Source organism: Stutzerimonas kunmingensis, assembly GCF_900114065.1.
GTDB lineage: Bacteria > Pseudomonadota > Gammaproteobacteria > Pseudomonadales > Pseudomonadaceae > Stutzerimonas > Stutzerimonas kunmingensis.
This window is the reverse complement of record NZ_FORS01000002.1, coordinates 435756-450509: the sequence shown is the minus strand read 5'-3', so window position 1 is coordinate 450509 and position 14754 is coordinate 435756. Positions and strand designations below refer to the sequence as shown.

11 protein-coding genes are annotated in these 14754 nt (G+C 64.0%); 3 read left to right on the top strand and 8 right to left on the bottom strand.

The annotated features are described in order from the left end of the window. Window positions 1-15 precede the first annotated feature (15 nt). From BM275_RS06525 to BM275_RS06490, 8 genes are all read right to left on the bottom strand, one after another. The gene (locus BM275_RS06525) at window positions 16-3192 is read right to left on the bottom strand and encodes an efflux RND transporter permease subunit (RefSeq protein WP_012614062.1); all 3177 of its coding nucleotides are present in this window, start codon (window positions 3190-3192) and stop codon (window positions 16-18) included. Continuing rightward, window positions 3189-4496 carry an efflux RND transporter periplasmic adaptor subunit gene (locus BM275_RS06520; protein ID WP_003821145.1) on the bottom strand — a complete coding sequence of 436 codons (1308 nt, stop codon included), beginning with the start codon at window positions 4494-4496 and terminating at the stop codon, window positions 3189-3191. Before BM275_RS06520 ends, BM275_RS06525 begins: the two co-directional genes overlap by 4 nt. A gap of 111 nt (window positions 4497-4607) precedes the next feature. After that, window positions 4608-7322, bottom strand: coding sequence for a heavy metal translocating P-type ATPase (locus BM275_RS06515; RefSeq protein WP_012614060.1), 2715 nt, complete (start codon window positions 7320-7322; stop codon window positions 4608-4610). A 166-nt stretch (window positions 7323-7488) separates the two neighbouring features. Continuing rightward, on the bottom strand, window positions 7489-8058 hold the full coding sequence (locus BM275_RS06510) for a DUF4148 domain-containing protein (RefSeq protein WP_003821150.1): 570 nt from the start codon (window positions 8056-8058) through the stop codon (window positions 7489-7491). Window positions 8059-8287: 229 nt separating this feature from the next. Beyond that, a complete protein-coding gene (locus tag BM275_RS06505) occupies window positions 8288-8665 on the bottom strand; it encodes an ArsR/SmtB family transcription factor (protein WP_003821152.1) in 378 nt (125 codons plus the stop codon). A gap of 43 nt (window positions 8666-8708) precedes the next feature. Continuing rightward, entirely contained in the window at window positions 8709-9731 is a 1023-nt protein-coding gene (locus BM275_RS06500) for a cation diffusion facilitator family transporter (RefSeq protein ID WP_003821153.1), read from the bottom strand. A gap of 133 nt (window positions 9732-9864) precedes the next feature. Further along, complete coding sequence (locus BM275_RS06495; protein ID WP_003821155.1) at window positions 9865-11175, bottom strand: MFS transporter; 1311 nt, start codon at window positions 11173-11175, stop codon at window positions 9865-9867. Window positions 11176-11184: 9 nt separating this feature from the next. Then, a complete protein-coding gene (locus BM275_RS06490; protein WP_003821156.1) occupies window positions 11185-11442 on the bottom strand; it encodes a metal-sensing transcriptional repressor in 258 nt (85 codons plus the stop codon). A gap of 519 nt (window positions 11443-11961) precedes the next feature. Here BM275_RS06490 and BM275_RS06485 point away from each other — a divergent pair. The 3 genes from BM275_RS06485 to BM275_RS06475 are packed head-to-tail and all read left to right on the top strand — an operon-like array spanning window position 11962 to window position 14751. Continuing rightward, on the top strand, window positions 11962-13053 hold the full coding sequence (locus BM275_RS06485; protein WP_017642566.1) for a TolC family protein: 1092 nt from the start codon (window positions 11962-11964) through the stop codon (window positions 13051-13053). A 34-nt stretch (window positions 13054-13087) separates the two neighbouring features. Next, complete coding sequence (locus BM275_RS06480) at window positions 13088-13639, top strand: hypothetical protein (RefSeq protein ID WP_015912829.1); 552 nt, start codon at window positions 13088-13090, stop codon at window positions 13637-13639. Next, window positions 13636-14751 carry an efflux RND transporter periplasmic adaptor subunit gene (locus tag BM275_RS06475; RefSeq protein WP_003821159.1) on the top strand — a complete coding sequence of 372 codons (1116 nt, stop codon included), beginning with the start codon at window positions 13636-13638 and terminating at the stop codon, window positions 14749-14751. Before BM275_RS06480 ends, BM275_RS06475 begins: the two co-directional genes overlap by 4 nt. Window positions 14752-14754 lie beyond the last annotated feature (3 nt).

Below are 14754 nucleotides of genomic sequence, written 5' to 3'. Positions count from 1 at the left end.
ATGTCCTCCTGGCCGTCATGCGTGCTGGTCGGTCATGCCGCCACGGGCATGGCGCGCTTCGCGGCGCAGCGCCAGCTTGCGCACCACAACGTAGAACACCGGCGTCAGCACCAGGCCGAATACCGTCACGCCCAGCATGCCGGCGAACACCGCGATGCCCATGGCGTGGCGCATCTCGGCGCCCGCACCGCTGGCCAGCACCAGCGGCACCACGCCAGCGATGAAGGCGAACGACGTCATCAAGATCGGGCGCAGCCGCAAGCGCGCGGCTTCGAGCACGGCTGCCAGCGGATCGGCCCCTTCGCTTTCCTTCGCGCGGGCGAACTCCACGATCAGGATCGCGTTCTTGGCAGCCAGGCCGACCAGCACCACGAAACCGATCTGCGTGAAGATGTTGTTGTCGCCCCCAGAGAGCCAGACGCCGGCGATCGCCGAGAGCAGCGCCATGGGTGCAATCAGCAGCACAGCGAACGGCAGCGACCAACTGTTGTACTGGGCCGCCAGGAACAGGAAGGCGAGCAGCACCGCCAGCGCGAAGATGTAGATCGCCGTGTTGCCAACCCGTTTTTCCTGGAAAGTCAGGTCCGTCCATTCGTAGGTCATACCGTCCGGCAGCGATTCGCTCACGATCTTCTCAATCGCGGCGGTGGCCTGGCCGGACGAGTAGCCCGGCGCTGGCCCGCCGCTGATGTCGGCCGAGGGAAAGCCGTTGTAATGCATCACCCGGTCGGGGCCGGAACTGCGCTCGATGGTCGCGATCGCGCTCAGCGGGATCATGTCGCCCGCTGCATTGCGCACCTTGAGCATGCCTATGTCCTCAGCCTGCATGCGGAACTGCGCATCGGCCTGGGCCATGACCCGGTAGGTGCGACCGAAGCGGTTGAAGTCGTTGACGTAGAGCGAGCCAAGGTTGACCTGCAGGGTGTCGAACACCTCGGTCAGCGATACGCCCTGCGACTTGGCCTTCACCCGGTCGATGTCCACCTGCAACTGCGGCGCATTGGTCTGGAAGCTGGCGAGCATGTTCGCCAGCTCGGGCGCCTGCATGGCCTTGCCCATGATCTGGCCCTGTGCCTGCGCAAGCGCCTCGGGACCCAGGCCCGCCCGGTCCTCGATCTGCAGCTTGAAGCCGCCCATCGAACCCAGGCCCGGCACCGGCGGCGGCGGGAAGATGCCAACGAAGCCGTCCGGGATCTGGCTGAACTTGCCCATGAGCTTGCCCTGGATGGCGAAGGCCGACAGCGACGGGTCCTTGCGCTCATCGAAGGGCTTGAGCATGGCGAACATCAGCGCGGTGTTCGGCTGGTTCACCGGTCCATTGACCGACAGGCCCGGGAAGGCCACCACGCTCTCGACGCCCGGCTCAGCCAGTGCGATCTTGGTCATCTCCTTGACGACCGCCTCGGTGCGATCCAGCGAGGCGCCGGTCGGAAGCTGGGCGATGCCCACGAGATAGTACTTGTCCTGGGCCGGCACGAAGCCCGCAGGCACCTTGTGGAAGCCCAGCCAGGTCAGGCCCAGGAAGCCGACGTAGAGCAGCAGCACGATGGCGCTGCCGCGCACCGCGCGGCGCACGCCCCCGACGTAGGAATTCGAGGCGCGATCGAAGAAGCGGTTGAAGCGGCGGAAGAAGCCGCCGAACACGCCGTCGATGATGCGCGTGAGACGATCGGGCTTGGCCGCGCCGTGGTGCGGCTTGAGCAGGATGGCGGCCAGCGCTGGCGACAGCGTAAGCGAGTTGATCGCCGACAGGATGGTCGAGAACGCGATGGTCAGCGCGAACTGGCGATAGAACTCGCCCTGCAGCCCCGACAGGAACGCCGAGGGGATGAAGACCGCTGCCAGCACCGAGGTGATGGCCAGGATCGGGCCAGTCACTTCATCCATCGCCTTGCGCGCCGCATCCTTGGGCGATTCGCCCAGCGCCATGTGGCGCTCCACGTTCTCCACCACCACGATGGCGTCATCCACCACGATGCCGATGGAGAGCACGAGGCCAAACAGCGACAGCGTGTTCAGCGAGAAGCCGAACATGTGCATCACCGCGAACGTGCCGACCAGCGAGACCGGCACGGCGATCAGTGGAATGATCGACGCGCGCCAAGATTGCAGGAACAGCACCACCACGATCACCACCAGGAGGATGGCCTCCAGCAGCGTGACGGCGACGGACTGGAGCGAGGCGCGCACGAAGACTGTGGGGTCGTAGGCGATCTTGTACTCGATGCCTTCGGGGAACTTGGCCTGCAGCCGCTCCATCGTCGCGCGCACCGCGCTGGACGTGTCCAGGGCATTGGAGCCGGGCGTCATCAGGATTTGCAGGCCGACCGCGTTCTCGCCGTCGAGCTGGCCGCGCATGGTGTAGTTGTCCGAGCCCAGTTCCAGGCGTGCGACGTCGCGCAGGCGGGTCACCTGGCCGTTGGCGCCGGCCTTGATCACGATGTCGCCGAACTGCTCTTCGGTGGTCAGGCGCCCCAGCGCATTGACGCTGACCTGGAAGGCGGCCGACGCATTCGGCTGCTGGCCGATCGAGCCGGCTGCGACCTGCACGTTCTGCTCGCGGATGGCGGCGACCACATCGCTGGCGGTCATGCCCCGCGATGCGACCTTCTCGGGGTCGAGCCAGACGCGCATTGCGTACTCGCCTTCACCGCCGATGATCACGTTGGCGATGCCCGGCAGGCGCGCCAGTTCGTCGCGCACGTTGAGCATCGCGTAGTTGGACACGTACAGCGGGTCGTAGCGGTCCCCCGGCGAGAGCATATGCACCACCATGAGAATATCGGGCGCGGTCTTGTCGGTGACCACGCCGATGCGCTGGACCTCGGGCGGCAACCGGGGCAGCGCGCGTGAGACGCGGTTCTGCACCTGGATCTGCGCGACGTCGGGGTCGATGTGCTGCTCGAACGAGATGGTCAGCACCATCCGCCCGTCCGTGGACATCTGGGACTGCATGTACATCATGCCTTCCACGCCGTTGACCGCCTGCTCCAGCGGCGATGCCACGGTGTCGGCGATCACCTGCGGGTTGGCGCCGGGATAGCTGGCGGTGACCTGCACCGTCGGCGGCGTGACCTGGGGGTACTCGCTCAGGGGGAGCTGGAAATAGCTGATCGCGCCCGCGATCAGCATCAGCACCGACAGGACGATGGCGAAGATCGGCCGGTTGATGAAGAAGCGGGGGAAATTCATTTGCGGGCCTCCGCCGAGCCGGCCGCGCCGTCAGCCTTGGCGGGGTCCGCGCCACCGGCCTTGGCAGGCGCCGCAGCGGGAGCCGGAGCGTTTGCCGCAGCCTTGGTCGCGCCGGTCGCGCCGGCGGCCGGTGCCGCGGGCGCCTGCATGGGCACCATGCGCGGCGTGACCGCCATGCCGGGGCGCACGAGGCCCTTGATGATGATCTTCTCACCGGCCTGCAGGCCGCCGTTGATGACGCGCAGCCCGTCCACCACCGGCCCCAGTTCGATGGGCCGGTACTGGGCCTGGTTGTTCTCGCCCACGACCAGCACGTAGTTGCGCCCTTGGTCGGTGCCCACGGCCTGATCGTCGATCAGGACGGCCTCGCGCGCCGCGCCGGTGGACAGCTTGGCCCGGGCGAACATGCCGGGTGCCATGCGCCCATCCGGGTTGGGCACAACGGCGCGCGCGCGGATCGTGCCGGTGCTTCGGTCAATGGTGTTGCCCACGAAGTCGAGCGCGCCCCTGTGCGGGAAACCCTTGTCCGTGGTCAGCCCGACCTGCACGGGCAGCGAAGCCTTGCTACCGGCGCCCGCAGCGGGCCGCGAGCGGCTGACGACGTTGAGATAGGTGGCCTCATCAATGTCGAAGTACACGTGCAACGGGTCGATGGATACGATCGTGGTCAGCAGCGTGGCCGCGCCGGCGCCGCCACCGCTGACCAAGTTGCCCTCGGTCACGAGCACGCGGTCGACGCGCCCGGCGATGGGCGCAGTGACGCGGGCGTAGGACAGGTCCAGCTGAGCCGCAGCAACGGCGGCCTTAGCCGCCTGCACCTGAGCCTGGCGCGCGTTGCGTGCGGAGGCGGCATCGTCATAGGTCTTGCGCGCGACGGCGCCGGTCGCCACCAGGCGCTCGGCGCGGTCAAAGTCGGCCTGGGCCTGGCTGGCCAGCACCTCGGCCTGACGCAGTTGCGCCACGGCCGTGTCGAGCGCAACCTGGAACGGCCTCGGGTCGATCTGGAACAGCAGTTGGCCCTTGCGCACGAGGCTACCTTCGGGAACGCTCACCGCATCGACGGCGCCGCCGACCCGCGAGCGCAGCTCGACGGTCTTGGGCGCGGCCAGGAAGCCGGTGTACTCGGCCGATGGCGCGACCGTGCGGGTAATGACCTCGGCCACGGGCACCTGCGGCGCCATCGGCGCGCCCGCCGGGGGCGCCGCGGCCTTGCCCTCGTCCTTGGCGTCGCGGGCAGCGATCGCTATCCCCCCGACGGCTGCGATGACGCCTGCCACCACAATGATTCTGATTTTTTTACGCATGGAAGTGACCCTTTCTTGGATGCAGGACTCCGGCCCTTCCGAAGCGCTCTGCAGACATTTGTGTGGAGGCTAGGCGTTACAACGACGGCAAGGTCAAGCCCTCTTGTTGCCTCAGCGGGCAGACGGCACGGACAAGGTGGTGGGACGCCCGGCGTCGTCGCCGTGGTTGGCCTCCGGCGCGCCCTTGAAGCGCAGCAGGCGCAGTGCGTTCAGCGTGACCAGGGCCGTGGCGCCGGTGTCGGCCAGCACGGCAACCCACAAGCCGGTGATACCCAACACGGTGGTGACCAGGAACAAGCCCTTGAGGCCAATGGCGAATACGACGTTTTGGTGAATGTTGGCCATCGTCGCCCGCGACAGGGCCACCAGGTGGGCCACGTCCGTGACGCGGCTCTTGAGCAGCGCGGCATCGGCGGTTTCCAGCGCCACGTCCGTGCCGCCGCCCATGGCGATACCCACGTCGGCGGTCGCCAGGGCCGGCGCGTCGTTGATGCCGTCGCCGACCATCGCCACCTTGGCATCACGCTTCATCTCGTTGACCAAGCGCAGCTTGTCCTGCGGCAGCAGCTCGGCCTCCCACTCGATGCCCAGCTTGCCGGCGATCGCCTGCGCGGTGCGGCGGTTGTCGCCGGTCAGCATGACCGAGCGCACGCCCATGGCGTTGAGCTGGGCCACGCCTTCGCGCGCGTCGCGGCGGGGCTCGTCGCGCAGGGCCAGCAGGCCCAGAACGTTCTTGCTGGCTTCGTCGAACAGGACCACCACGGTCTTGCCGCCATCCTCCAGCTTGTCGATTTCCCTGCGGTGCGCGGCTGTCAGCGTGGCCGTCTGTTCCGCATGGGCGGGCGATCCGACAGCGAGCGCACTGCCGTTCACGGTGGCGCGCACCGCCTTGCCGGCAATGGCCGATGCGCCCGTGGCCTGGGGAATCGCCACGTCCAGGCTCTTGGCATGGGCGACAATGGCCTTCGCCAAGGGATGGTTTGAGCCGGACTCGACAGCGGCGGCAAGCGCAAGGACCTGTTGATGCTTGAACAGCCCGAAGGGCAGGACCTCGGTGATGCGCGGCTTGCCCTCGGTCAGCGTGCCAGTCTTGTCGAAGGCAATGGCGCGCACGCGGCCGATGGTTTCCAACGCGTTGCCACCCTTGATCAGCAGGCCCCGTCGCGTGGCCACCGCAAGGCCCGAGGCGATGGCCGCCGGTGTGGAGAGCACCAGCGCACATGGGCAGGCAATCAACAGCAGTGCGAGGCCGCGGTACAGCCAGGTACCCCAGTCGCCACCCATGGCAAGTGGCGGAACCACCACGATCAACGCCGCGATGGCCATGACGGCAGGGGTGTAGTAGCGGCTGAACTTTTCGATGAAGCGAGCCGTGGGCGCCTTGGAGGACTGCGCCTGCTCCACCAGTTGGATGATGCGAGAAATGGTGTTGTCCGATGCCGTCTTCTCGACTTGTACTTCGAGCACGCCATCGACGTTGATGGAGCCGGCGAACACGTCGGCACCGATAGCCTTTTGACGCGGTACGGACTCGCCGGTGATAGGCGACTCGTCCAGGCTGCTTTCACCGCGGAGGATCTTGCCGTCCGCAGGCACCCGGTCACCAGGGCGCACCAGCACGCGGTCGCTCACGCGCAGGGAAGCGGCGGGCACTTCGCGCTGCCCGCCCGCGGCATCGAGCAGTACCGCCGTCTTAGGCACCAGGGAGGCCAGCGCCTTGATGCCGGCGCGCGCGCGGCCGGCGGCCACGCTTTCCAGCAGCTCGCCGATCGCGAACAGGAACACCACGGCAGCAGCTTCCTCGGCCTCGCCTATCACGAGCGCGCCCAGCGAGGCGACGACCATCAGCGTTTCGATAGAGAACGGCGAGCCTGACACAGCCAGCGCGAAGGCTTTGCGAGCGAACGGCAGCACGCCCGCGATCACCGCAGCGGCGAAGATCCATTCAGCGTAGCCAGGAACGAACTGCGCGATCGCGTAGGCCGAGCCCATCAGGCCGCCCAGGCCCAGCACGTGCTTGCCTTTCTTCGTCTGCCACCAGCGCTGATGGCGCGCCGTCGATGCTGCTGCTGGGGCCGCGGGTGCTGAGCCATCATGGCGGCGCACGTCGGAGACGCCGAAGCCCAGGCTCTTGATGGTCTTCTCGATGTGGCCGAGCTGCGTGGGGCCGCCAGACGCGAGCGTCAATTCCAGCGTTTCTGCGGTGAAGTTTATGCGGGCATCGGACACGCCATCCATGCGAGCGAGCGCCGTTTCGATCTTGCCGACGCAACTGGCGCAGTCCATGCCCTCGACGCGCATGGACACGTTGGGGGGCGTGCTGGGTGCTCCACGGGAGGCAGAGGCCGGCGCATGGTCATGCCCGCTGCAGGCCCCGTGATCGTGACCGTGGTCATGGGCATGGGCATGGCCGTGAGCATGGCCATGCCCATGGTCATCACCGCACGCTTTGCCGTGCGAATGATCGTGCCCGTGGTCGTGGGCATGCCCATGGTCATGGTGGCCGCCGCAGCCGGCGTGGTCATGCGCGTGGGCCGCATGGCACGGTGCAGGTGCTGCGGACATTTCGGACGCGGGCAGTGCCTGCACGTCGAAGCCCAGGGACCGGATTTTCTTGGCAATGTCGCGTGCAGTATTTCGGCTACTTGTGCTGCGCGTCAACGTCAGCGTCTCATTTGTAAAATTAACCTGTACATTTGATACGCCATCAATTCGACCAAGCGCTGTTTCAATCTTGCCGACGCAACTGGCGCAATCCATACCTTCGACCCGAAAGCCCAGTTGTTCGTCCTGCGCTCCTGTGCCGTCCAATGTTTCCAAAGACATATCAATCTCCTGGTTCTCTGAGTAATCGCCGTGGCAGGACGCACAAATCAGCGATCGGAATGTTATGCAAACAAATGAACACTTGTTTGTATGTTTATTCAAAAAAAAGAAAGAATCTCTTTCTGGCTGAACCATCCGACCGCTGCTTTATGCAGCTGCCATTAAGTCATTTTTTGTTGCGCAGCATCTGGTAGGTTTCAAATGCGGTGCGGTAGGCATCACTATAGGTATCAGGCGTCTGCTCACCAGCCCAGAATCCAGCCATTCCCGCAACCTGCCAATCTGCCAAATCACTCTTTACTTGAGCACGAGTCAATGCCACCGGAGCCTTGTAAGCCGCACCCAGCTTGAGCTGGAGATAGCTCTCGTAGGCTTGTTGGTAGGCTTGGGTGTGCGAAGCGGTGGTGATTCCGCGCGAGGTGAACGCGTGCATGCCGGAGATTTTCCACAGTTCCAAATCAGCCATCACTTCAGCACGAGTCTTTCCTGCTGAGGGCGCCTGATACATATCACCTTGGGTCAATTGCAAGTAGCGCTGAAAGGCAGCCTGGTATTGAGGGCTGAACGTATCCGGGCCGCTTTCGCCGCGAGACAACGCTTCCAACCCAGATTGCCTCCAAGCAGCCAGATCCTCCTGGACCTGTTGCCGTGTCATATCTGCGGCGAACGGTTGAGCGTTTACTCCAGCAGCAAAAAGTGCGGAAAGCAGAACAGCAAAGCGAATTTTCTTGGACATGGTCAATACTCCTTGACGTTAAAAATAATGGCGTGGTCCTTACGCCTTTCGGATACCCCGTAGACAAATAATAACACACATGAAGATATGTTCAAGTGTTTATTTTTAGAGTGCTTTTTGCTTGGGGTCTTCTAGGCATTCAGCAAGGCGCGCCGGTGTCTCTCTAGATTAATAGCCAAAAAAAGCCTACCCCTTGAAGGCGTAGGCCGGCGCGCACTCACATGTTCAGTCAATCGTCGTGTCTGTCCTCCGAAATGTGAACCGCCATGTCCTGGAGTACCTGGCTGACGTGCTGGTCGGCAATGCCGTAGAAGATGTGCTTGGCTTGGCGCTCGCCGCGCACGAGGCGCGCGCCGCGCAACAGGCGCAGGTGATGGCTGACCAAGGACTGCGACAGGTCTAGCGAGCCAGCAATGTCGCCCACTGCGACCGATCCGCGCATGCACTGCAACAGGATTTTCAATCGCGATTGGTCGCCCAGCAGGCGGAAGGTCTCTGCCAGAACAGCGACGTCACTTTGCGATAGTGCGAGGACATCAGTGGTCGTGCCGTGGTTAGAGGTCGAACATTGCACAATAGCGGCGCTGGTGGTTTTGCGGGATGTCATGGATTCAAACCCTCAAGTGAACTGCGAACCGTCTAGCACGGCCTCAATGCTTGTGACCGGGAGCGGAGTGGTCATGGTCATGATTGTGCTCACTGTGGTCGTGGCCGCTGTGGTCCTGACGGCCTGTCGTGGGTTGCAGGCTGCAGATGTTCTCGTCAGCCTCCGAGTTCCAGTCGATTCCGACTGTGGCGTGTTCGATGCTGAACTGCTCTCGCAGCACCGCCTCGACGCGCTTGACCACAGCTCGCGCCTCCTCGTCCACGTTGGGTCGAACGTGTAGCGTGGCCATCGTGCGACCGGAAGTGAGTTGCCACACGTGAACATGGCTGACAGCCGCCAGGCCGGGCACAGTGCTCATCAGGCCTTGTTCCACCTTTTCCGGCGAAGCGTCCTCTGGCGCACCCTCCAACAGGATATGGATCGACTTGGCCAGGAGCTTCCAGGCGCTGCGCAGAATCAACGCCGCTACTAGAACCGACAGGATGGGGTCGATCGGAGTCCAGCCGGTGAAGTAGATGACGATCGCTGCAACGATGGCGCCGACAGAGCCGAGCAGGTCACCCATCACGTGGAGGATGGCACCTTTCACATTGACGTGATCGGTTTCGCCGCGGGTCATGATCCACAGCACGAGGACGTTGATCAGTAAGCCGAGCACGGCGACGATCATCATCGGGCCGGCGAGGATGACGGGCGGCGCCTGCAGCCGCTCCCACGCCTCGTAGGCGATCCATGCGACGATCGCGAACAGGGTCACGGCGTTCAGGAAGCCGGCGATGACCTCGAAGCGCAGGTAACCGAATGTGCGTTTGCTGTCGGCTGCGCGGCGACCGAATCGGAAGGCAGCGTAAGCCAGGGCAAGTGCCACGGCGTCGGTCAGCATGTGGCCAGCATCGGCAAGTAGGGCTAGCGAGCCCGACAGCACGCCGCCGACAGCTTCCACGAGCATGAAGCCGAAGATCAGGAAGAAGGAAACCAGAACCTTGCGCTCGTTGGCGCTCGTCACTGTGGGGGTGTGGTCGTGATCATGGTCGTGACCATGGTCATGTGCATTGGATTGGGACATGGGCGCCTCTGCTGGTTGAGTGTTTGACTATGGCGAAATATAACACATGAATATGTGTTCATGTGATATATTTTCGCTCACCCTTCTCAGCCTCCGAAGCCATGCGTTGTGATGCCGCAACGAGAAAATGTGCCTATCCTTTCGGCCAGATACGGTGCAGGTCATCCAGAATCAGCTGGTGATGGTGCCTGCCTTGGTCTGCGTGTGTGCGTAAATGAGGGTGATCCGGCGGCAAGCTGGGGTGGTCATGCGCCACGTCAGAAGGGTCGCTGGCCGGCCACAGCCAGAGCGTCAGCGCCACGCCGGCCAAGCCGACCAGGGACATGACAATGAAGGTCGATGGCAAGCCCATGACCGCGCCGAAGCGGCCGGCAAGTGGGTAGCAGATGAGCCAACAGGCGTGCGACAGCGCGAAGTGTGCCGCGAAGATCGCAGGACGGTCCTCGGCATGGGCCGAGCGGCGCAGAAGACGGCCGGATGGCGTTTGCGCCACGCTGTAGCCAAAGCCGATGATCAACCACAGCGGCAGCAACAATGCATAGCTCGGCAGCAGTGCGCCGATCCCCGTGCCCACGACCAGTACGGTAGCGCCGGTGAGCATCGCGGTTCGGTCGGCCACCTTTTCCAGTAAGGATGGCAGAACGAAGGCTGCCACCATCGAACCGCCTCCGAATGCCGCCAGTGCCGACGCCACTTCGACCTCGCCTAGGCCAAAGCGCGCCTTCACGAGAACCACCGTGTTCACGATCACCATGGCGCCCGCCGCCGAGACGGCCAAGCTGATCGCCAGCAGGCCCCGCAGGCGTGGCGTAGCGAGATAGATGCGTGTGCCGCGGGTCGTGCGATCCCAAATGCCGCGGCGCGGTCCGGGAATAGTTGTGGGCAACCGCACGCTGACCACGAGCGCGGCTGAAACGAGGAAACCGAGCACTGTTCCCGCGAACAGGTTGTGAAAGCTGATGACGGTCAGCAGCGCAGCAGCCAGCATCGGGGAAATCAGGCTTTCCAGGTCATAGGCCAGCCGGGACAGCGACAGCGCCTTCGTGTAGTCCTCTTCATCGGGAAGGATGTCCGGGATAGTGGCTTGGAAAGTCGGCGTGAAGCCGGCGGATGCCGCTTGCAGGACAAAGATCAGCAGATAGATCTGCCAGACCTCGGTGACAAAGGGCAAACAGATCGCGACAACCGCTCGTACCAGGTCCAGCGCTACGAGCAATGACCGTCGCGGGAACTGGTCGGCGAAGGCCTGTGCGACTGGAGCGACTCCCACATAGGCCAGCATCTTGATAGCCAGCGCCGACCCGAGCACCGCACCTGCATCGGCCCCGGCCAGCTCGTAGGCAAGTAGGCCGAGCGCTACCGTCATCAGGCCTGTGCCGACGAGTGCGATCACCTGCGCGGTGAACAGGTGGCGGTAGGTGCGGTTCTTTAGGACGGAGAGCATCGAGAGACCTCAGAGCAGTCTGGTTAGCGCCTTCATTTCGGCTAGAACGGAGTCCTCATCATGAGATAGGCAGTGGTCGATGTGGTCATGGATCAGGACGCGCTTGGCCGCTGTGACGGCGCTCTCCACCGCAGCGAGCTGGCGAGCGATGTCCAGGCAGGTTTCTTCTCCTTCGATCATCCCGATGACGTGTCGCAGATGACCCTCGGCGCGCTTGAGCCGTTTCACGAGATCTGGGTGGCTGGTGTGCTTGTGCATCTCTTTCATGCAGCAATCATATCCCCCCCCGGGGGATATGCTCAAGGAGTCTGCATAGCTGTTTGCGCAGTGGATTAGCCCCACCTCGCCTCTCGATGTCTTGCGCCCGACGCCCTCTCTAAGGCGATTGGTGCTCAAAGGATGTAAGGTTTTCTTTCCCATTCATATGAATAGATATACAATTGTTCATATCTAAGCCAGTGAACAGTGGCTTTTCAACGACAAGCACTTGCTCGGAAAGAGAACACCCAGCCGGGGGTAAGTACTGATGCAACACCGATGGAGAATTGAATGCTTCGCAAAGACATACGCAAGGGATGGATATGGGCGGTATCCACGCTTTGGGCCGGCACCGTGCTAGCCCAGCCAGTAGCCGCCCCTCACGTCCCATCCAGACCAGACAGCCACATGGTCGCCCAATTGTGGGAGTCAGCTTGGCAGCGGCAGCCAGAAGCCGCTGGAGAAGGCGCCTGGCAGCAGGCCGCCCAAGCACGCCAAGAGACGGCCGGCAGTTGGGTGGCAGGTCCGATGGCGCTGGAAGCCTCCACCAAAACTGATCGGTTCAACAACCGCAACGGACAGCGCGAATATGAAGTCGGGGTGGCTATTCCCCTTTGGATGCCTGGTGAGCGCGCCTCGTCGGCACGCTGGGCGGACGCGGAAAGCCTCGCGCTATCCAGCCGGATGCTGGCCGCCAAGCTACGCACGGCCGGACAGGTTCGCCAGGCATGGTGGGCATGGCAGCGTGCCCAGGCCGAATTGGTGGCGGCGCAGGATCGCACCCGCAGCGCGGACGAGTTGGCGCAAGATGTGGCTCGCCGGGTTCGCGCGGGCGACCTGGCGCAAGCCGACAGAAACCAGGCCGATGGCGCCTTGGCGTCGGCTCGTAGTGCCCTGGCCATTGCTCAGGCCGAAGAAATCACGCAGCGCGAGGCGTTGTTGGCACTGACCGGCATCGAGAGTATCCCGTCGCAGGCCGATTCCGCGCAGCCGGAGCAGTCAGGTGTCCGAGTTCAACCGGCATCGGCACAGCCGTCCGGCGCGTTGTTGGGTAACCACCCTGCGCTGCTGGAACTGCAGCACAAGGCGCTGGCGGCCCGCCGCTCTGCGGAACTGGTGTCCCATCAGAAGTACGCCAACCCCGAACTGACCCTGGCGACCACGCGGGATCGGGGCGGCTACGGCGAACGCTACAACCAGACGATCACGGTGGGTGTGCGCATTCCCTTCGGTACGGGTAGCCGTCATACCGAGCAATTGTCCAGCGCCAATGCGCAGGCACTGGAGGCTGAGTCGGCACTCGCGGCCCAGCGCACCCGGCTACTCTCGGAAATTCGAACTGCCCAATCGCGCGAACTGGCAACCAGCACCCAGATGCAGGCCGCTTCGGAGCGCCAGCGACTAGCCCAACAAACGCGCACCTTCTACCAAAAGTCGTTCGCGATGGGCGAGACGGACATGCCGACACGCCTTCGCATCGAGCAGGAGGCCACCGAGGCCGAGCGCGCGGCGCTGCTCGCCAAGGTGGAGCATGCCGCGGCCATCTCGTCCCTGTTGCAGGCACAAGGCACGCTGCCGCAGCCGACCGAGACTTTCACTGACATCTCCGGCACGCGCTGATCGGCGCGCGCTCAACCATCCTGGAACCTTAGAAATGTCGCAATCCTCTTTCTGGCGTGCAGCTGCCTTGTCCAGCCTCCTGCTTGGCAGTAGCGCAACGTGGGCCGGCGACGGCCATGACCATGGCGAAGCCGCTCCTGCCCCCGCAGCGGCCGCGCTTCCGCGCTTTGCCGCAGTTTCCGATGACTTCGAACTGGTGGGTGTGCTGAACGGCCAGCGTCTCACACTCTACCTCGACCATGCTGCCGACAACCGGCCGGTGACCGATGGCGAGCTGACCCTCGAGCTGGGTGGTCAACAGGTAAAGGTCAGCTCACACGGGGTTGGAGAGTTCGAGGCCGATCTGACTGAGCCGCTATCCGATGGCGAGACCTCAATCATGGCCACTATTACTGCGCAGGGCCAATCGGACCTGTTGACGGGCGTTCTCGATGTTCATAGCGAAGACGCCGAACACGAGCATGCCGTCGCATCCGGCCGTGTGGTCGTACTAGGTGGCGGTGCCGCAGTCCTCGGCGTCGGTGTCCTAGCGTGGGCGCTGCGCAGACGTACACGCACCAACGGTGCACTGCGAGGTGCAGCATGAAGCGCAACTTCCGTTTCCTAATGACGACGGCCATGGCGGCTGCATTGGCTCTGGCTGCTCCCGCGTTCGCTCACGACGGCCATGACCACGGCGACGAAGCGCCGGCTGCGTCTTCCAATGGCCCCCAGCGCCAGCCTGATGGCAGCGTGTTTCTTCCGAAACCGTCGCAACGTCAGATCGGTGTACGCACCCAGCTGATCAAGCAGGAGCCCTTGGCCCGCAGCCATGAACTGGCTGGCAAAGTAATCATGGACCCGACGACAGGCGGCAAGGTCCAGGCAATGGTAATGGGCCGGCTGGTGCCCGGGCCGGATGGTCTGCCGCAGATCGGCCAATCCGTGCGCAAGGGCCAGGTGCTGGCTTACATCGAACCGGCCAGCGGTGTGCTGGAGCGCTCAGGCCAGATGGCCCAGGTTGCCGAGCTGCGTGCGGGCCAAGCGCTCGCGCAGAAGCGCTTGGCCCGGCTGCGCGAGCTGTCGGAGACCGTGCCCCGCAAGGAGATCGAAGCAGCCGAAAGCGAAGTGAACAGCCTGACCGAACGCGCCCGCGCCTTGAGCGGGGGCCTCGCCGGCAGGGACGTACTGAAGGCCCCAGTCAGCGGCGTCATCGCATCCAGCCCCGCAGTTGCCGGGCAGGTCGTGGATGCGCGCGAACTGGTGTTTGAGGTGGTCGATCCGACCCAACTGCGCATCGAGGCGCTTGCCTACGATCCGGCAATGGCACAGAACCTGGCCGGTGCTGCACTCGCAGTAGGCGGTCAGAAGGTGCCGCTGAGCTTCGTCGGTGCCGCCAGCAGCCTGCGCGAGCAGGCCCTGCCCATGCTGTTCAAGGGCACCAGCGAAAGCCTCTCGCGCTTGGCGGTCGGTATGCCGGTGGTGGTCTTCGTGCAAGAGGCGACGACGGTACCTGGCTACCGCGTGCCTTCCGGTGCGCTGATGAAGAACCCTGCCAACCAGAACATCGTCTGGGTCAAAGACCAGGCCGAGCGCTTCGAGCCGCGTGTCGTGAACATCACTCCTTTGGATGGTGCATCCATCGCTGTCACTTCGGGCCTGGCGGACGGCGACCGCGTGGTTGTCGAGGGCGCGTCCCTGATCAATCAAGTTCGTTGAGGG